Source organism: Chryseobacterium pennipullorum, from assembly GCF_003384725.1.
GTDB lineage: Bacteria > Bacteroidota > Bacteroidia > Flavobacteriales > Weeksellaceae > Chryseobacterium > Chryseobacterium pennipullorum.
The window spans coordinates 35,807-54,575 of sequence record NZ_QNVV01000026.1 but is presented as its reverse complement, the minus strand read 5'-3'; the positions used below and the strand labels follow the sequence as shown (position 1 = coordinate 54,575).

The following is an 18,769-nucleotide window of genomic DNA, read 5'->3' as shown; positions in this document are numbered from 1 at the left end:
GGATAAGACTTAATCTAAAAGGAAAGAGTCCGGTACAGTACCGAACTCTTTCATATAATAATATTGTTTAATTTCGTCTAAACTTTTGGGTGCAGTCTAGCCAATGCATCATTTTTCCATTCGATGTACACGGACAAAAGTCCATTCCTGTTGAATAATTTTTGGACTGATCCCGGAATAAGGGTATAAAAAAATTTTCCCTGAATTCCGTTAATACTTTTTGTACATCCTATAACAATTTAATACCCATGCAGATCAATACCTTCCGTTCTTTGTAAAGTGACCTTCTTACCCATTTTCTTTTGAATCACTCTGAAGTGCTGAAGTTCGTCATCCGTTAAAATACTGATAGCCGTTCCTTTTTCATGGGCTCGTCCTGTCCTTCCGATTCGGTGAATATAATCAAGTGGTGAACGCGGTAATTCGTAATTGATGACACAAGGTAAAGACTCAATATGGATACCACGGCCAATAAGGTCTGTGGCCACCAAAATCTGCGCTCCACTTGATTTGAATTCTTCAAGATTATTCCTGCGGGCTCCCTGTGACTTCTGACTGTGAATGGCCACCGCTTTAATTTTATTCTTTTTCAGTTTTTCCACCAAATTATCGGCGGATCTTGTAGATGAAACGAAGACCAAAGCTTTTTCCACCTTCTTTTCCTTGATCAAATAGCGCAGGAACGGCCCTTTATTCTCCGGTGAAACATGATAAGCCAACTGCTCAATATGATCAATTTCAACTTCGTCTTTCTTGATTTCAATAATGACAGGATCAATGGATAAACGTTCCTTCATTTCAGAAACTTTATCATTCAAAGTCGCAGAAAACAGTGTCGTTTGCTTTACAACCGGCATTAAAGCAAAAAGCTTATTCATCTCCTCCCCAAAACCAAGCTGAAACATCTTGTCCGCTTCATCAATTACCAAATGGCGGATATTAGAAATACTCAATGCGTTATGATCAATGAGATCCAGTAGACGCCCGGGGGTTGCAATAAGAACTTCCACCCCAAACATTCCTTTCATCTGCGGATTGATGGAAACCCCTCCATAAACTGCCATGGTACGAATCTCCCGTTTCAGGTTTTCTGTGAAAGCCCTGAAGACCTCATCAATCTGAATGGCCAGTTCACGGGTAGGAACCAATATTAAAACCTGAACATTACGATCTTTCGTAACTTCCGAATGTTGTAGTTTTTCCAAAATTGGCATCACAAAACAAGCCGTCTTACCGGAACCTGTCTGGGCAATGCCCATCAGGTCTTTTCCCTGCAAAATAACAGGAACAGCTTTCTCCTGAATTGGAAACGGTTTTAAGTAGCCCAACTTGTTAACGGAACGAATGATATTGTGTGATAATCCCAGAGACTCAAATGACATAAAAATATATATTTGGTGCAAAGATAGGCTATTGATATTTGGTTTGCATCGTAAAACGGAATACGGAAGATAAAGTTTGCCTATTTCATTTTCTATACCTGACGCCAACACTCAAAAAAATATATTGTCGATTTGTCCGATAATTCTGCTTTGGACAATTTTTTGTGGATTAGTTTTGTAAATTTATCAAAAATTCGAGAAATCTAAATATGAAAAAAGCGTTAATCATCGTCGATGTACAGAATGACTTTTGTGAAGGCGGAGCACTTGCTGTACCGGGAGCTAACGAAATTATCCCTTATATCAATCTTCTGATGGAGGAAAACGAATATGATCAGGTAATTTTAACGCAGGACTGGCATCCTGTAGGACACAAAAGCTTTGCCAGCAGCAATGGCAGAAAAGTCGGCGAAAGTATTATTTTAAATGGCGTTCCTCAGTTTATGTGGCCGGACCATTGTGTACAGGGAACTTTTGGAGCAGAATTCCACAAAGATCTGAACCAGGATAAGGTAACTCATATCATTCAAAAGGGTAAAAACCTTGAGATCGACAGCTACAGCGGTTTCCAGGATAATAATCACTTTATGAAAACCGGATTGGATGATTTCCTGAAGTACCACGACATTCAGCTGGTGGAGATCGTAGGCCTTGCTATGGACTACTGTGTGAAGTTCACCTCTTTAGATGCGGTAGCCAACGGCTATATTACATGCCTTCACTTTAACGGAACCCGCGCAGTCAACGTAAAGCCTGACAATGGCAGGGATGCCATCTATGAAATGATAGAAAAAGGAGTAACCGTTCTTGGATAAAAGGTTTTAAACCATACAAAAACTGATCAAAATAAAGAAAACAGTACCGGAATGGTACTGTTTTCTTATTTCAATGCATTAGATATCACCCTTATTTATTCCCGGCTTATGATTGCCAATTCAGCCAGAAACTCATTGGTTTTGATATTTCCAATAGCAAATTCATGTTCTAAAAGCTTTATTTTTTCGGTTTTGGTATAAGGACGTTTATAGATTGTTTCTAATATTTTTTCTTCATCCCCAAGAGGCTCTGAAAGATTTTTTAAATCACGAAAGGCCCGATAATACCGGACCCCCAACACTCTTTGCGACAAGGCATCGAAATGAATACCGTCAGCATTAGCAGTAAGCCCTTTTGCGGTAGCAAAATAAGAGTTTGCATGAGTTCTGGCATAATCTTCCAGTGCATGATTAATAAGAGGGCTGGAAGCAAAGTACTGCCCAAAAATTCCATTGGGTAGGAAATCTCCTAAACCGCCAATCACAAGAGGAACTTCCGGAATACTCAGTTCATGTCGCAATGCCTCTATGATGACAGAAAATTTTTCACCGTATTTTTCAGCTTTTTCCGGAGTACAATCATTTTCGCCCTGATGCCACAGAATGCCTGAAATAAGGCTTGTCCGTTGTGCAAGTCTGGCCTGTGCTATAGCATTTTCGAACAGAGCACCGCCGACCGCCCAGTCATCAAGACCGGTTCCTCCATCAGCACATGGAATTAATCCTATTTCCTCTTCATTATCCAGTCTCCAGGAGCCGGCAAATGACGCAGCAAGCCCTACTCCGGCGCTGGGACGGTCAAAATTAATAGGCTCGGACATTATTTGCCATAATCCGTTTCTTTGCATTTTAATATGCTCATCATAGATAGGTGGGACGTCTTTCGCATAACCGCGACCAGCCATATTTGACTGACCTATCATTAAAAAGGAATGTATCATTTTTGTGGGTTTATCTGTATGCCAATACTTCTGCTGAATGATTGCCATGCCAGTTTCCTGATCTCATTCTGAGCAATATCTCCGGACCTTAATGCGGTAATCGTTGCAGTGATCACACTGGTAAAAAGAATTCTGATCCAGGGTAACGGAAACCGGTCATCGATTACCTTTTCATTCTGCAATTCCCTTATGGCATCAAATAATTGGTTTCTGGCTTTAAAATAGGAAGTATTTTGTTCAGTCTCGTTAATTGTTGAGGAGGAATTTACACTTTCATTGAGTTTGATAAGGAAGGCATACTTCGTTCCGCTGTCAATTCCTGCGTATAACAAATGTTCAAGTTGTACCAAAGGATCGTTGGAACTGTTCCAGGCTTTGATCGCAGCAAGCTCCCACGCCTCCATCATATTCTTATTGCATGCCTCCAACAATTCACTGCGGCTTTTAAAATACCGGTGAAGCGTTCTCCGGTTAATGCCACAACGCACTGCAATATCCTCTAGTGATGCTGAAAAATTCTCATTTAAAACCGATATAGCAGCCTCAATAATTTTTTGCTGAGTATTCATACATTTTTATTGTCCCAAATATACGACAAATGTCTCATTATTGAGACATTCAAACTTAGGATATTGTTACTATATAATGAAAGCATTCTGATCATCAAGAGTTTTTTGTGATGATAACTTATCGATATTAAAAAAGCACAGAATTTAATTCTGCGCTTTATATTTTTACACTTAAAATATCTTCCATTAGTCCGAATCTAAGATTTATGATTCGTTGCTGATGATTTAATTAAAGCATTTTAAGGTTGTTCACTTCCAGATCTGTAAGGATTCTCCAGTGTCCTCTTTTGATATTCTTCTTTGTGAGTCCTGCAAACATCACCCTGTCCAGAGACTCTACTTCATACCCTAATCTTTGGAAAATTCTTCTGATCACTCTGTTCCATCCGATATGGATTTCAATTCCGATCTCATTTTTAGGTTTTCCTTCAATATATGAAATCTGATCTACTACAGCTACTCCTTCGTCAAGACGGATTCCTTCAGCAATAAGACGCAGATCTTCACCTGTCAGTTTCTTATCTAAGGTAACATGGTAAATTTTCTTGGCATCAAAAGAAGGATGTGTCAGTTTTTTTGTCATGTGCCCGTCATTCGTCAGCAAAATAACACCTGTGGTAGAACGGTCTAATCTTCCAACCGGGAAAAGTCTGTAAGGAGAAGCATTGGCTACAAGATCCATCACTGTTTTTCTCGCTTTGTCATCTTTTGTTGTTGAAATATACCCTTTTGGCTTATTTAAAAGGACATACACCGGCTTTTCAGGCGTGATATTCTGACCGTCAAAAACAACTCTGTCTGTTTTCTGTACCTGATATCCCATCTCTGTAACTACTTTTCCGTTCACTTCCACAAGCCCTTGGGTAATCAGCTCATCTGCTTCTCTCCTGCTGCAGATTCCGGAATTGGCAATATATTTATTAAGACGGATGCTGTCTTTATATACATCTTTTTCAATTTTGTTCAGCCTTCTTTTCTGTACAAAAGATTTTGCCCTGTCATCATTTCTATCATCACCATTGGACGGTCTTCTTCCGTATTTCAGGCTGCCTCTTTCATATTTATCTCTGGTATCAAAGCTTTTTCCTCCTCTTTTAGGGCCGGATTTCCCGAAAGATTTCTTTTCATAGCTCTCACTTTTATTCGTAATATAAGGTTTTCTCTCATATTTTGAACCTCCTTCTTCATTGGAGCCTTCAAAGCTTTCCGTATTTTTTTTGAAAGGTTTTTTATCAAATTTGGAATTGGAACCTTTATGTTCCGGACCTCTTCTGTCACCATCCTTAGAAAATGGTTTTTTGAAAGGTTTTGATCCTGAAGAATTTCCAGATCTGGAAGCACGAGAATCATCAGAACTTTTCTTGGTGGAAATTCTTGGTCTCTTTGGTCTGTCTGAATTATTATTATCTCTGCTCATTCTAAAAATTTCTGCAAAGATAGTAATTTAGTTACGAGTTAAAAATTAAGAATCATAACTTTGCAATATAGTTTACTTTTTAACTTTACAAAAATTTGAAGATGATAACAATATTAAACGATAATTTCTCTCAGTTAAACGACTTTCTTCATGAAAAATCTTTCAGCAAAATTTTTATTCTGGTAGATGAGAATACCCATGAATACTGTCTTCCGGTTCTTTTGGGGAATATGGAAACAGATCTTGGTTTTGAAATTCTGGAAATTGAAGCCGGTGAGGAGATGAAGAATATTCAGACTGCCAATCAACTTTGGGAGATTCTCACAGAAATGAAAGCGGACAGAAAGGCGCTTGTTATCAACCTTGGCGGCGGTGTCATTACTGATATGGGGGGCTTTGTCTCTTCCACCTATAAAAGAGGAATACAGTTTATCAATATCCCTACTACCCTTTTGTCCATGTGCGATGCGTCTATTGGTGGAAAAACCGGGATCGACCTTATGCATTATAAAAATATGGTGGGAACCTTTGCCTTCCCGGAACAAATCTTTATATATCCCAAATTTCTTGAAACATTACCTTTTAAAGAATTGAGAAGCGGATTTGCAGAAATGCTGAAGCATGGTCTTATTGCGGATAAAGCACATTGGAATCAGCTGATTCAGATTCCTAAGCTGGACGTGGAAGCAGTTGCCCCACACATCCAGACTTCCATGGATATTAAACAGGAAGTGGTTGAAAAGGATTTTCATGAAAGCAATATCAGGAAAACGCTGAATTTCGGGCACACCATAGGACATGCGGTTGAAAGTCTTTGCTTGCAGCAAGGGAATCCTATTCTTCATGGGGAGGCAGTGGCGATGGGAATGATTGCGGAAAGTCATCTTGCCTACCTGGAAAAACTGATATCGAAGGAAGATTCAAGAATGATTATTGAAAATATTCAGAGATATTACCCTTACCTTGATATCAGTGATTTCAAAGACGATGATATTACGGCACTCCTGCTTAATGATAAAAAGAATGTAGACAGTAAAATCAATTTTTCATTACTCTCAGGGGTTGGGTCCTGTACATATGATCATCAGTGCAGCCAAAAAAACATTTTGGAATCCCTTCATTTTTACAGAAAACTGAATGATGCATAAGGTTTACCTGAAGCTTTATACACTATATACAATGTCCTTTTTGACAAAATTGTCAATTTAGACCAATTCTAAACAAATGTTTGTTTTACATTTTCAACATTTTGTTAATCAATACCATACATTAAAAACCGTTCGATATTTGAACGGTTTTTTTAGTGATTTAAATCATAAAAAATACTTTTGGCAAGCAATTTGAAAGATACTCTGCGTTCAACTGAAAATGTTGACCGTAGTAAAATTTAAAATTAAGAAAGAGTAAAATTAAAAAATTAAAGTTATGAAAAAGTTAATTTTAGGATTAGCAGTAACTGCAAGCACATTTGCGTTCGCTCAACAGACACCTTCATCTAATCCTGTAACATTTGGGGTAAAAGGAGGAATGAACGTATCTTCACTTTCAAAAGACAGTGGATTAGACGATCAGAAATCTAAAATCGGATTTAATGCAGGGGTATTTGCTAACATTCCAGTGGCTACTTCATTCAGCGTTCAGCCGGAGGTAATATATTCTCAGTATGGTAACAAATCCAACTTTACAGCACTGGGAACAAAATATTCAGCTTCTACTAAGCTAGATTATATCGCAGTACCGGTAATGTTCCAGTACAATGCCCTTCCTAATCTTTATCTAGAAGCAGGTCCGGAATTCGGTTTTATGGTAAGTGCTAAAAACAAACTTAAAAACGAATCTAACGGAGATTCTTCTACATCAGACAATTACAAAGATAATTTCAACACATTCAACTTTGGTATTGGTCTTGGTGCAGGATATTACTTCACTCCTAACTTAGGAATCACAGCAAGATATGTTGCAGGTTTAACAGATATCGCCAAAAACAGACCTAGCGGAGCTGATGCAGTAAGAAACAATGTATTCCAGGTAGGTTTAGCTTATAAATTCAGATAATAAGCAACACATTCACTAACAAATTTTTATATTCAATAAGAAAGATCAGGTTTTAATCTGATCTTTTTTTCTGTCCATATGTTAAAAAAAGTTATTTTACTTTTTTTAATAATTCAGCAGATAGAAGGAAAAACATAAGTATTGCTTTAGTACAGCAGTTTGATATAAACAGCTCTACGATTAATTTTCTTTGGCATAATATTTGATTCTAAACGAAATGTTAAATAAAACTTAATAACTATTAAATAAAAACTTATGAAAAAGATTCTTTTAGGCTTTGCCCTTGTAGCAGGTACTTTTACTTTCGCTCAGAAAACAACTTCTACCCATACATCATCACCCGTTAGATTTGGTTTAAAAGCCGGTCTTAATATCTCAAGCATTTCAGGAGATGGCTTGAAATCTAAAGCAGGATTCTACGGAGGAGCATTTGCAAACATTCCTGTTGCGCAGGACTTCAGTGTGCAGCCGGAGGTATTATACAGTGGTATGGGAGCAAAAGATGATTTTGACGGAAATGCAAAGCTTAATTTAGATTATATCGCTGTACCGGTAATGTTCCAGTACAACGCTCTACCGAACTTATATCTTGAAGCAGGTCCTCAGTTTGGATTTCTTATGAGTGCTAAGTCAAAATATAATTCAGCATCTGTAGATGTTAAGGATGAGCTTAAAACTTTCGATTTTGGAATCGGTCTTGGAGCAGGTTACTATTTCACAAACAATATCGGAGTGAATCTGAGATATGTTGCTGGGTTAACTGATCTCGCAAAAAACAGACCTAGCGGATCAGATTCGTCTAAAAATGGAGTATTCCAGGTAGGTTTAGCTTATAAATTCTAATAAGCTTATTACTTTTTAACAAATTTGATATTATAAAAAAGACCGGATTATTTATTTGATCCGGTCTTTTTATTTTACAACATTAATTTGGCAAGAAATTTGTCTCTGAAGTAATGATTGTAACCATCCTGTAAGTTTTCAGCTTACTTTTTTCTGTTTTTCTTAAATGATTGATCCGTTCTAAAAACATTCTTACCATTATAGAATCACAAATCCCAAAAGTTAATCATGACAAACACTGCTGAATACTACACTGTTTCCGGATCATTACTTGAAACAGAAACGTTTTTAATTTAATATAAAATACATTTTGATTTCAATAGAAAAAGTCAGGCCTATTTGTTTATGTCTGACTTTTTCGCTTTCCATGGGCCATGTCGGTTTTTACTTTTATCGACATAAGTAAGTCGCTTAGAAAAAAAACACCTCCGAAAATTTCCTCAACATCTGTGGTTAATTTTTTTATACTTATTTATACTTATATGTTAGTCGAAGATGTTCTCCCTTCAGTGGATCAATGTAATTTTTACGATTTACATTACCGAACTTCTGCACCTATCCTATCATATATATGGTTATTCCAATATCATTTTCCAAACCAATGAATGTACTATCTCCAAATTCAGAATATTTATTCCTTGCCCTAGCATGTGGACCAGATTTGTTGCGTTTTTATTCCTTCTATTGTGTTTTATTCTTAATTATATTGTTGTTGTCGTTTTGAAAAACATTCAATTTTTGATCTCTTATATATTTTTTTACAAAAAACTCAACTTTAAATTATAATTATCAATTCTTTTTTAAGATTAAATTGTTCACAAAAAATTAACACTAATATTATATTTTATCACAAAAAAGTGATGAAAGCATAAATGTATATCAGCGCAAAAACCCTTCTCAAAGCCCTTTAATGAAGCATTTTTCGACTTTGGCAAGCAATTTGCAAAATAATTCAAGTCTGATTGACAAATCACACACAAGCAAATAGTAAAAAAATTAAAAAATAAAAATTATGAAGAAGTTATTTTTGGGATTGGCATTAACTGCTGGTACATTAGCTTTCGCACAGGAAACAAAAACAGTAAACACGTCACCTCTTAAAAACGATGTTCAACCGGTAAGATTCGGTATTAAGGCCGGAGGTAACTCTGCTTATTACAGTGCACAGGAATTTGGTTTGAATAGCCAGAAAATAGGATTCCATGCCGGAGTATTCGTTAATATCCCAATCTCTAAACAATTCAGCTTACAGCCGGAGGTATTATACAACCAGATGGGAGCTAGAGACGTGATCTCTTCTAAGGAGACAGATAACGGAACCACTAATGTGAAAACCAAATTACAGGATAAATTAACAATGAATTACATTTCAGTTCCATTAATGGTTCAAATGAGACCTACTGATAAGTTTTACATTGAAGCAGGACCTGAATTCAGTTATTTCATCAACGGTAAAAACAAAGGTGAATCAACAGTGGCATCTACTACCGGAGGTGTAACGACGACGACAAACACGTCTCACTCTGAAGATGTAGATAAGGATCAGATCAATAAGTTCAACTTTGGTTTAGGTCTTGGTTTAGGATATGATATTACTTCTAATATCGGTATCAATGCAAGATATGTAAACAGTTTGACAAAAATTGACAAGAGCTTACCAGCTGCTGCAAACAACAACAGAGTGTTTCAGTTAGGTCTGAACTATAAGTTCTAATCAGAATAAACCAATTTTTAACTCCAATGCATTTCGGTGCATTGCATAAAATAGCCGCAAGATTTTTTTCTTCCGGCTATTTATATTTTGCAATTCAGGGATTAAAAGTTTTCTGCTGGCTACCTCGCCTGTACGCTTTCCTGTCATCCAATAATCAAGTTTACTCAAATATCCGTGGATCATCACTGATGATGCCATCTACTCCCATTTCTTTTAGGGCATTTAATCTTTCTTTAGTATTCACAGTCCATGGTATTACCTTCATGCCCAGTGAATGGCACTCTTGCACGAGCTTAGAGTCAACAAGGGTATGATCAGGACTGTAGATCGTGGGTGTAAAGCTTAGAAATTTCATATCGCCCTCCACTCCATTCAGATGGTCCGGATATTTTCTAAACTGATCTTCCGGAATATTTTTAAAATGAACCCGCTGTTGCGCAAGCTTTTTATCGTCTACCTTCTCTACAAGTAAGGCAGTCATTATCTGGGGATACTGCTTATGAATAATCTCAAGGGTTCTCGGATCAAAAGACTGAATGATTACCCTATCCTGAATTCCTTTTTCCAGAATGATCTTCATCATTAGGTCTACAAATTCTTTAGGCTCGGGATGAAAAATATGATCAGAGAATGGACGTGTTTTTGTTTCTATATTATAATAAGGTAATGGTCTTTTCAATTCACGAGCAAAGCTTTCCACGGCATCTATGACATCAGAAAAAAGAGGTTTCTGAACCTTCATTTTCTTTTGGTCCGGATAGTTGTCGAGTTTCTTTAAACCTACATCAAATGTTTTGATCTTTTCGTAGGGCATTTCGTAAATTTTGTAATAAAACCCCGAATCCTTCGGGATATAGGTTCCGTTCGGCTTTGTGATCAGTTCAGGGGATAGAAAAGCATCATGGGAAAGAATTACCTGTTTATCTTTCGTTACAGCCAGATCCATCTCCAAAGTCGTAATGTTCATTTTTAAAGCATTCTTCATCGCAGGAATGGTATTCTCCGGATATAGTGATTTCCCGCCGCGATGGGCTTGTGTATCGAAAGACTGAGCGGAAAATAATTGAGCGCAAACAAGGAAAATGCTTGCTAAAAATTCGTTCTTCATACGCCTGAAATTTTAATCTGTTAAAATTAAAACTTATTGGTGTCCTATAGATCATCTGAATATTAAGATTGTGCTACATTTCATGCTGTTTTGAATGAAGTGAGCCCATCCTTGAGGGATGGGAAAAATGGTAACAAAGTTTTGAGACTACGAACGAAAAGAGCCAGATACTCAATCTGGCTCTCTATGATATATAAGAAATATTTTAATTAAATAATTCTACCTCCTCTCCTTTTCCTACCGGATATTCTTCTGTAAAACATCCGAAGCAGTGATTAGCAGATCCTAAAATTTCTTTTAGGTTGTCGATACTTAAAAACTCTAAAGAATCTACGCCCAAATAATTTTTAAGCTCCTCTGTAGTCATATTTGCAGAAATCAAATCATCTTTTGATGGCGTATCTATTCCTAAGTAACAAGGTGCAATAATAGGTGGAGAAACACTTCTGAAGTGGATCTCTTTGACGCCTGCATCTTTTAAGATTTTAACCAATCTCTTGGATGTTGTTCCACGAACAATAGAGTCATCAATAATGACTACTCTTTTATCTTTCATTTCAGAAATAATCGGGTTCAGTTTCAGGTTAACCACTCTTTCTCTCATTTCCTGAGTAGGAACAATGAAACTTCTTCCAATATATCTGTTTTTGATCAATACAGGGCGGAATGGTATTCCTGAGGCTTTAGAGAAACCAATAGCAGCAGGAACTCCTGAATCCGGAACTCCAATAACCAGATCAGCATCTACCGGAGCCTGTTCCCAGATTTTCTCACCGGATTTTTCTCTGATCTCATATACATTGATATTTTCTAAAGTAGAATCAGGTCTTGCAAAATAAATGTATTCAAAAGAACAAATCCTTTGTTTCCCTTTTGCTTGATCCATCATGTAAGAATTCAGTTTTCCGGGCTCGTTTTCATTCGTATAAATAATTTCCCCCGGAAGAATATCACGTACATACTGTGCTCCTACCGCATCCAGTGCTACAGATTCCGAAGCCACTACATATGATCTCTCATCAATAGCTCCCAAAACCAAAGGACGGATTCCGTTGAAATCTCTGAAAGCAAAGAATTTATTTCTGGTCATTCCTACCACGGAATAAGCTCCTTCAATTTTCTCCATTGTAGCCTTAATCGCACCGCGAAGACCTAAATCAAGATTTTTCTGAATCAACCTTAAGATCACTTCAGAATCGGAAGTGGCTCTGAAAACAACGCCTTCAGCTTCTAATTCTGCTTTTAGTTCTTTCGCATTGGTAAGGTTACCATTATGCGCTATAGAAAGTATAATCTGGTCATATTCGTTTTTCGCGAAAAATGGCTGAAAATTATATTTCTTCTTATCTCCTGCAGTGGTATATCGGGTATGACCGATTGCAGAATTTCCCATAAAAGTTTCAGGTTCCTGAATATCTTTATAAACATCCAAAACAAGTCCTTCGTCTTTCATATTGGTAATTCTTCCGTCTTTTAATACGGAAATACCACAAGCCTCCTGCCCTCTGTGCTGAAGTGCAAAAAGCCCAAACTGTGAAAGGGAAAATGTATCCAGATCATTATCCGAATACAATCCAAAAATACCACATTCTTCATTCGGAGCATCCAATCTTTCCTCTTCCTGAGTTCTGAAAAGATTTCTTCCGTAAACCTGGCTTTCAAACTGTTTTAAATATTCACTTTTATGAATGTCTAAACTTTTCATTTCTATTTTTTCTAATGATTAGAAGTTAGATATTAGATGTTAGAAATTAGTCTAAGTTAACTTCAATTATAATTTTAAACTTGTTTTTAATGAATAAATCATTTTCTGAATTTCAGCTAAAAGTTCTCTAAGGGGGGCTATTTTACTTTCAGAAATAAAATTCAAATCAATCAGTAACTGAAGTTGGGTTTGTAATTCATAAGTAGAACCAAACTCAATTCCGAGAAAATGATAAAATTCATTTTTATTATTTCTTCCGGCTCCTTCTGCAATATTAGACGGTATTGAAACAGCACATCATCTGATTTGAGATTGTAGTCCGAATTTTTCTTCTACTGGTAATTCAGCTGAGATTACATAAATCTCTTTAACCAAAACCATTGATTTATTCCAAACTTTCAAATCTTCTATTCGATGTGATTTCATACTAATTTCTAATATCTAACTTCTAATTTCTGAAATTATTTTACAAGTAAATTTTTAAGACGATTGTAGATCTCCACGTATGCCTCAGTTACTTCTCCTAAATCTCTTCTGAATCTGTCCTTATCAAGTTTCTTCATGGTATCTTTATCCCAAAGTCTGCAGGTATCAGGAGATATTTCGTCCGCTAAAATGATTTCTCCGTCGGAAGTTTTACCCAATTCGATTTTAAAATCTACCAGGATGATATTCATTTTATCAAAAAGGTCAATAAGGATTTCGTTGATGTCTGATGTTAATTCATACATTTCATCAAGTTCCTCATAGGTAGCTGCTCCTAAGAATACCGCGTGGTGGTCGTTGATAAGAGGATCTCCCAATTCGTCTTTTTTATAGCAGATATCAAAGATGGTTACCGGAGATTTGATTCCTTCTTCAACCCCTAATCTCTGTGCCATACTTCCAGCGGAATAGTTTCTCACGACCATCTCCAGAGGAATAATGGATACTTTTCTTACCAACTGTTCTCTTTCGTCCAATTGTTTGATAAAGTGAGTTTTGATCCCTTTTTCATTCAAATATTCAAAAATAAGCGTTGTGATGGCATTGTTCATTTCTCCTTTCAGGTCAACCTGGCCTTTCTTTTGAGCATTAAATGCTGTAGCATCGTCTTTAAAACGCACTACTACTTCATCAGGATTATCAGTAGCAAATACTTGTTTCGCTTTACCCTCGTACAACATTTCTTTCTTTTGACTCATAATTTTACTTTCTAAATTGTAGTTAGATTTATTGATTTATTTTATTATTATTCCTGTTAAGACAGCCAGTCCAAAGCTTAGTAATGTACCAATCAATACGTATTCTGTAAGCTTTCTCTGTTTTGCCTGCACAAGGTCGCTGAACCTGAAAACAGATTTTGCAGCCACCATGAAACCTACGCCTTCCCAGTGGTTCACCACAATAAAGGTAAAAACCAGTAAACGTTCTAAGATTCCGATATATTTTCCGGCACTTGTTAAAGATTCGGTTTGAATAGTATTGGGACCATCCGGAGCAGGTGTCCAGGATGATAAAAGAAGTTTGATGAAAATAGATGCAGGCGTTGTCAAAAACAAAGCAGCCATTATTATTTTCAAAAATTCCTGATTCTGCAAAAAGCTGAAATCAAATTCACCAAAGTAAAAAGAGACTCCCGCAATCACCAAAATGTGCAATAGCTGATCTATAAAAAACCATATTTTCTTTGTTTTGACATTTTGAAAACTAAGCTTTGCCGCATCGATAATAAAATGAGAAATTCCTACCAAAGCAGCTACCCACCAAAGTTGTACATCCCAAAGAAAAATAAGGCTTAATGCGATATGAATCAGAACATGATAGTATAAAAACTTACTTTTCAGTTTATAGTTTTCCTTGTCTGCAACCCAAGAGTTTGGCTGAAGAATAAAATCTCCGAGTAGATGTGCCAATATGAGTTTAATAAAGATCATGTCTATAGTTCTGAGATTTTCTTTCTAAAATACTGGTTCGTTTCTACGATGAGCTCATAGTTGGCCCGTTTCAGTCTCTGGCTAATTGAGGACTGTGAAATAGTAAATTTCTTAGCGAGATCTTCCTGGGTGATATCCTGATTCATAATCATTTCATGGATAATCTCCGAAGTAGCCATCGTCCAGTTATCAAAATCCTTTGACGACCATTTCAGCAGGATGTTCAGATCCCTGTCTACAGAATCATTAGAGGTTTTGATAGCGACTGTATGACCGTCACTTTTCAAATCATTCAATAATCTTCCGGAATTGACGTAAGCTGTACCATTAGACTCTGTGATTTTTTCCGAAGAAAAACTTTCCTCACCAATGCCTATGGCCATTCTTACATCCAGATTTTCCTGACTTTTAATAAGAGATTTTATGGCTAGAAAACGCCAGAATACGTCATCAATATGACACTTGAACTGAAATTCGTCTCCCCTGTAAATTTCCCATGTATCAGGAACGCTTCCCCATTGATCGAGAAGATTTTTAAGCCTGGTAATCCAAACTTCAGTATCCGCATGCTGTGAATTTATAATATCACCGGTAATGACCGCTATCATAGTGCAAATATAAGCATAATTACTTATAAATAAAAAATATAAGCATAAACACTTATAGATATTGATTATTAGTGAATATGCTTATATCAATTTTATAGCAACCATAAGGCTTTTAAGACATTACATTCCAGAAGAAAAACTAAAAAGAAGCAAATCACTAAAATACTTCCCATACATTTACTTTAGCTCCACTTTTCTACTTTTTAAAAAATGAGAAGCGCTTTCCTGCTATCCACGTACTCCTCGCCCCTATCAACCTTGACAGGTTTTAGAAACCTGTCAAAGTTCGAAGGAGAGGGATTAACTACTTCTTAATAAACTGCTTCACTTTCCCATCAAGTCTTAGAAGATAGATCCCTGTAGGAATACCCTGTACTGAAATGTTTTTCTTATTTCTAAACGGGTGTTTTTCCGTGTAAATCACCTTTCCTGAAAAATCAAGAATTTGTGCCGTCTGTACTTTTTCGGTTTCTCCGCTCACATAAATATTCTCATAGACAGGGTTTGGATAGATTTTCCATTCTACGGCAGATGTTAAAAGGTCTGAAACAGATAAAGTCCCTCCCAGATCCTGACAGTAGTCTACCGGATGCACATCCCATTCGCTGATGCTGAACGTTGAAGCAGGTTGATTGATGGTGCTCTTCCTATAAAGGGATACATCTTTTAAAGTGGAAGAATTAGACTGATTTTTAACACCTAAAGCATCAATGGTGGTCGATTTATATCTTAGTTCATAATATTTATCTCCGTCGAAAGACATTTGGGGAGATGCAGTTACAAATTTTGCCTGATCAGATGGTAAGCAGGTGAAATTGGATCCGGGATTTATAACCACAAAAGTTTCATTATTTTGTATAACCCCTTCCATCTCAAAAGGTGCCGGAAAAAAGTAATTGTTATTACCGTAGGACTGAACGGACAGCCTGTAATGATTCAAATCTACAGAGTGTCCGGTTCTGTTTGTTATTTCCACAGCTTTGTTATTATCAGTACCTTCCAGATACTTGGAAATATAAAGGTCTTTTGCAAAGGTGTCCGAAGATAATGTGTTTACATGAACAGGGTTACTGTCTGCAGAATTTAAATATCCGTTATCATAAGCCTTTACGGTATACGTATAAGAAGAAGAAGGCGTCAGGTGATCAACCGTTACTGTTGTTGTCTTTGTAGTGCTGTGCAGTACTCCATTCTGATAGATATTGTATCCGATAACGTCAGCACTTGAGCTTGGCTCCCAGCTTAAAGTCGTAAAATAAGCTCCTGTCTGGGTGGTGATTAAATTTAAAGGAGCCTGGGGAATACTAGCATCCGGGGTCTGGTTCCATATCATCTCTACCCATTGCGGATGATCGATAAAAGGGTTTCTGTTTTTCTGAATAGCAAATACAGCATTATTCCGGTCTGTTTCCCTTTGAGAAACCGGATCTTGCTGATGCCACTGAAGAAGCATGGCAATATATGCCGGGTCAAACGCCCTCTCTGCTGTCCCATCCAGGGCAGACCTGTCTAATGCAGGATTAATGTTGGTAAAATGATTAAAAGCAGGCAATTTTCTTTCATACCGCACCACAAAATACAACAGCATCCGGGCAACATCCCCTTTAAATTCGTCGATTGGCTCATAAACCCTGTTCGTATAAGCATAGTTAGGAATAGCACTATTGGCAATTTTTGAAGTATTTGTGAAGGTATGGTGTATGGTAGAATTTCCAATACCATAAGGATAATTATTCCGCAGCTGGTTTATTTTCGCATCGGTAGGAATTACAAAATGTAAATCTGAAAACATTGGATAATTGCTGTTAAACGTACTTTGAGGCATCGCATGCTCCCTGTTGTACCCTTCCCCTTCACCACCGGAACTGCTGATCAGGTTGGCCGATGTATACTCGTAAGCGTCCGGACCTGATGGTATTTCCGAATAGATATCCAGCAGAATGCTCGTATTATTGGCCGGCGTGTGTCCGTCATAATACCAGTCTAAATCGGTCTGGTTATAAAATACAGGAAGATCATCATAATGCCAGCTCACATTCTTTTTCGAGATAATATCATAGATCTTTGTCTTCAATGCATACCCTGTGAGTCCTGTGGTACCATCATAATAACCCGCTGGAGCTTGTGCCGAAGTGGAAATGTAAGAAGAAACTAAAATAAGAGGAAGTAGAATTTTTTTCATGCCTTAAAATTGGTAACTAAAATAGTAAATTAATGATGGTGGAATATTGAATATTTTATTAAGAAAAGGTTAAATGTAAAAATCTAAAAAATTGGAAACTAAAGTATTGACCCCAAAACAGGATGGATAAAATAATTTTCTTCGGCATTCCGTCAATTTAATTATCTTTGGGAACTAACTATTATCTATATGAATACAGAGACTATTGACAACATCAAAATGATAGCGGAGACAGCTAGAGAATTTGCAGAAAAGAATATCCGCCCGAACATTATGGAATGGGATGAAAGCCAGACATTTCCAAAAGACTTATTCCACCAGCTGGGTGAAATGGGCTTTATGGGGATTGTAGTCCCTGAACAATATGGAGGGTCTGGTCTTGGATATCACGAGTATGTTGCTATTCTGGACGAGATTTCTCAGGTTGACCCATCTATCGGTCTCTCTGTTGCAGCACACAACTCACTTTGCACCAATCACATTTACGAATTCGGGAATGAAGAGCAGAGAAACAAATGGCTTCCTCAGCTGGCTTCCGGAAAGGTAATCGGAGCTTGGGGGCTTACAGAGCACAATACAGGTTCAGATTCCGGAGGCATGTCTACAACTGCAGTAAAAGATGGTGACGAATGGATCATCAACGGAGCTAAAAACTTCATTACCCATGCTATTTCAGGAGATATTGCCGTAGTAATGACCAGAACCGGAGAAAAAGGAGCCAAAAATAATTCCACTGCTTTTGTTCTGGAAAAAGGAATGCCAGGTTTTTCTTCAGGAAAAAAGGAAAATAAATTAGGAATGCGTGCTTCTGAGACTGCGGAATTAATTTTTGATAATGTACGCGTGCCGGATTCTCACCGTTTAGGAGAAGTAGGCGAAGGCTTCAAACAGGCCATGAAGATTTTGGATGGCGGTAGAATTTCTATTGCTGCTCTAAGCTTAGGTACTGCAAGAGGAGCTTACAAAGCTGCCTTAAAATATGCTAAAGAAAGACATCAGTTCGGAAAATCCATCTCCGAATTCCAGGCGATCAATTTTATGCTTGCTGATATGGCTACAGAAATTGATGCCGCGGAACTTCTTATCCAGAGAGCTTCAACGCTGAAAAATGCAAAACAAAAGATGACCAGAGAAGGTGCTATGGCTAAACTGTATGCATCTGAAGCTTGTGTGAGAATTGCCAACAATGCAGTTCAGATCTTCGGAGGATACGGATATACCAAAGACTTCCCTGCTGAAAAATACTACAGAGATTCCAAGCTTTGTACCATCGGTGAGGGAACTTCTGAGATCCAGAGACTGGTGATTGGAAGAGATATTACAAAATAAACCCATCATTCATCCGTGATCAAGCAGGCACTTATCTGTGAATTTTCTGCATGAGGTAGAAAAGCCACACAGAAGACCTGATGGTCCATTTAAAAATGTTCGGAAATAAAGTTTTAGGACTTTATGGACCTACCGCTGATGATAAAATGTAAGTAAAATATTTACTGATCAAATAGCACGAAGCT

Annotated in this window: 16 protein-coding genes and 1 pseudogene; 6 read left to right on the top strand and 11 right to left on the bottom strand. The window is 37.2% G+C overall.

Translation table 11 applies throughout. The annotated features are described in order from the left end of the window. Positions 1-239: 239 nt before the first annotated feature. On the bottom strand, positions 240-1,382 hold the full coding sequence (locus DRF67_RS20170) for a DEAD/DEAH box helicase (protein ID WP_115930099.1): 1,143 nt from the start codon (positions 1,380-1,382) through the stop codon (positions 240-242). A 209-nt stretch (positions 1,383-1,591) separates the two neighbouring features. On the opposite strand from DRF67_RS20170, the gene pncA reads away from it, so the two are divergent. After that, on the top strand, positions 1,592-2,197 hold the full coding sequence (gene pncA, locus DRF67_RS20165; protein WP_115930098.1) for a bifunctional nicotinamidase/pyrazinamidase: 606 nt from the start codon (positions 1,592-1,594) through the stop codon (positions 2,195-2,197). 95 nt (positions 2,198-2,292) lie between these two features. Here the strand turns inward: pncA and DRF67_RS20160 are convergent, their stop codons facing one another. The 3 genes from DRF67_RS20160 to DRF67_RS20150 all read right to left on the bottom strand — a co-directional run bounded on the left by DRF67_RS20160 (position 2,293) and on the right by DRF67_RS20150 (position 5,124). Further along, positions 2,293-3,138 (bottom strand): sialate O-acetylesterase, encoded by an 846-nt coding sequence (locus DRF67_RS20160; protein ID WP_115930103.1) that lies wholly within the window; start codon positions 3,136-3,138, stop codon positions 2,293-2,295. Then, a complete protein-coding gene (locus tag DRF67_RS20155) occupies positions 3,135-3,707 on the bottom strand; it encodes a TetR/AcrR family transcriptional regulator (protein WP_115930097.1) in 573 nt (190 codons plus the stop codon). The genes DRF67_RS20160 and DRF67_RS20155 overlap by 4 nt, the downstream gene beginning before the upstream one ends. 229 nt (positions 3,708-3,936) lie before the next feature. Continuing rightward, positions 3,937-5,124: a pseudouridine synthase gene (locus DRF67_RS20150; protein WP_228435868.1), complete on the bottom strand. Its 1,188-nt coding sequence runs from the start codon at positions 5,122-5,124 to the stop codon at positions 3,937-3,939. Positions 5,125-5,225: 101 nt separating this feature from the next. Between DRF67_RS20150 and aroB the strand changes: the two genes are divergently transcribed. The 4 genes from aroB to DRF67_RS20130 all read left to right on the top strand — a co-directional run bounded on the left by aroB (position 5,226) and on the right by DRF67_RS20130 (position 9,736). After that, positions 5,226-6,272 (top strand): 3-dehydroquinate synthase, encoded by a 1,047-nt coding sequence (gene aroB, locus DRF67_RS20145; protein WP_115930096.1) that lies wholly within the window; start codon positions 5,226-5,228, stop codon positions 6,270-6,272. A 277-nt stretch (positions 6,273-6,549) separates the two neighbouring features. Further along, the gene (locus tag DRF67_RS20140) at positions 6,550-7,179 is read left to right on the top strand and encodes a porin family protein (RefSeq protein WP_115930095.1); all 630 of its coding nucleotides are present in this window, start codon (positions 6,550-6,552) and stop codon (positions 7,177-7,179) included. Between the two features lie 255 nt (positions 7,180-7,434). Next, positions 7,435-8,022 (top strand): porin family protein, encoded by a 588-nt coding sequence (locus tag DRF67_RS20135; RefSeq protein WP_115930094.1) that lies wholly within the window; start codon positions 7,435-7,437, stop codon positions 8,020-8,022. 1,012 nt (positions 8,023-9,034) lie between these two features. Beyond that, the gene (locus DRF67_RS20130; protein ID WP_115930093.1) at positions 9,035-9,736 is read left to right on the top strand and encodes a porin family protein; all 702 of its coding nucleotides are present in this window, start codon (positions 9,035-9,037) and stop codon (positions 9,734-9,736) included. Positions 9,737-9,896: 160 nt separating this feature from the next. Here the strand turns inward: DRF67_RS20130 and DRF67_RS20125 are convergent, their stop codons facing one another. The 7 genes and pseudogenes from DRF67_RS20125 to DRF67_RS20095 form a co-directional block, all read right to left on the bottom strand. Beyond that, a complete protein-coding gene (locus tag DRF67_RS20125; RefSeq protein WP_115930092.1) occupies positions 9,897-10,844 on the bottom strand; it encodes a glycerophosphodiester phosphodiesterase family protein in 948 nt (315 codons plus the stop codon). Positions 10,845-11,049: 205 nt separating this feature from the next. Further along, positions 11,050-12,549: an amidophosphoribosyltransferase gene (purF, locus tag DRF67_RS20120; protein ID WP_115930091.1), complete on the bottom strand. Its 1,500-nt coding sequence runs from the start codon at positions 12,547-12,549 to the stop codon at positions 11,050-11,052. Positions 12,550-12,615: 66 nt separating this feature from the next. Beyond that, positions 12,616-12,975 (bottom strand): annotated as a pseudogene (locus DRF67_RS20115) (four helix bundle protein). Between the two features lie 35 nt (positions 12,976-13,010). Then, a complete protein-coding gene (gene purC / locus DRF67_RS20110) occupies positions 13,011-13,733 on the bottom strand; it encodes a phosphoribosylaminoimidazolesuccinocarboxamide synthase (RefSeq protein ID WP_115930090.1) in 723 nt (240 codons plus the stop codon). Positions 13,734-13,769: 36 nt separating this feature from the next. Next, on the bottom strand, positions 13,770-14,465 hold the full coding sequence (locus DRF67_RS20105) for a DUF3307 domain-containing protein (RefSeq protein WP_115930089.1): 696 nt from the start codon (positions 14,463-14,465) through the stop codon (positions 13,770-13,772). Between the two features lie 2 nt (positions 14,466-14,467). Next, positions 14,468-15,073, bottom strand: coding sequence for a SatD family protein (locus DRF67_RS20100; RefSeq protein ID WP_115930088.1), 606 nt, complete (start codon positions 15,071-15,073; stop codon positions 14,468-14,470). Between the two features lie 304 nt (positions 15,074-15,377). After that, complete coding sequence (locus DRF67_RS20095; protein WP_115930087.1) at positions 15,378-17,255, bottom strand: endonuclease; 1,878 nt, start codon at positions 17,253-17,255, stop codon at positions 15,378-15,380. Positions 17,256-17,444: 189 nt separating this feature from the next. Here DRF67_RS20095 and DRF67_RS20090 point away from each other — a divergent pair, with 189 nt between their 5' ends. After that, positions 17,445-18,584: an acyl-CoA dehydrogenase family protein gene (locus DRF67_RS20090; protein WP_115930086.1), complete on the top strand. Its 1,140-nt coding sequence runs from the start codon at positions 17,445-17,447 to the stop codon at positions 18,582-18,584. Positions 18,585-18,769 lie beyond the last annotated feature (185 nt).

Coding starts and splice junctions, on each gene's coding strand:
- DRF67_RS20155 (WP_115930097.1), bottom strand. CDS start 3,707: ATGAATACTCAGCAAAAAATTATTGAGGCTGCTATATCGGTTTTAAAT.
- DRF67_RS20170 (WP_115930099.1), bottom strand. CDS start 1,382: ATGTCATTTGAGTCTCTGGGATTATCACACAATATCATTCGTTCCGTT.
- DRF67_RS20150 (WP_228435868.1), bottom strand. CDS start 5,124: ATGAGCAGAGATAATAATAATTCAGACAGACCAAAGAGACCAAGAATT.
- pncA (WP_115930098.1), top strand. CDS start 1,592: ATGAAAAAAGCGTTAATCATCGTCGATGTACAGAATGACTTTTGTGAA.
- DRF67_RS20100 (WP_115930088.1), bottom strand. CDS start 15,073: ATGATAGCGGTCATTACCGGTGATATTATAAATTCACAGCATGCGGAT.
- aroB (WP_115930096.1), top strand. CDS start 5,226: ATGATAACAATATTAAACGATAATTTCTCTCAGTTAAACGACTTTCTT.
- DRF67_RS20130 (WP_115930093.1), top strand. CDS start 9,035: ATGAAGAAGTTATTTTTGGGATTGGCATTAACTGCTGGTACATTAGCT.
- purF (WP_115930091.1), bottom strand. CDS start 12,549: ATGAAAAGTTTAGACATTCATAAAAGTGAATATTTAAAACAGTTTGAA.
- DRF67_RS20105 (WP_115930089.1), bottom strand. CDS start 14,465: ATGATCTTTATTAAACTCATATTGGCACATCTACTCGGAGATTTTATT.
- purC (WP_115930090.1), bottom strand. CDS start 13,733: ATGAGTCAAAAGAAAGAAATGTTGTACGAGGGTAAAGCGAAACAAGTA.
- DRF67_RS20090 (WP_115930086.1), top strand. CDS start 17,445: ATGAATACAGAGACTATTGACAACATCAAAATGATAGCGGAGACAGCT.
- DRF67_RS20135 (WP_115930094.1), top strand. CDS start 7,435: ATGAAAAAGATTCTTTTAGGCTTTGCCCTTGTAGCAGGTACTTTTACT.
- DRF67_RS20140 (WP_115930095.1), top strand. CDS start 6,550: ATGAAAAAGTTAATTTTAGGATTAGCAGTAACTGCAAGCACATTTGCG.
- DRF67_RS20095 (WP_115930087.1), bottom strand. CDS start 17,255: ATGAAAAAAATTCTACTTCCTCTTATTTTAGTTTCTTCTTACATTTCC.
- DRF67_RS20160 (WP_115930103.1), bottom strand. CDS start 3,138: ATGATACATTCCTTTTTAATGATAGGTCAGTCAAATATGGCTGGTCGC.
- DRF67_RS20125 (WP_115930092.1), bottom strand. CDS start 10,844: ATGAAGAACGAATTTTTAGCAAGCATTTTCCTTGTTTGCGCTCAATTA.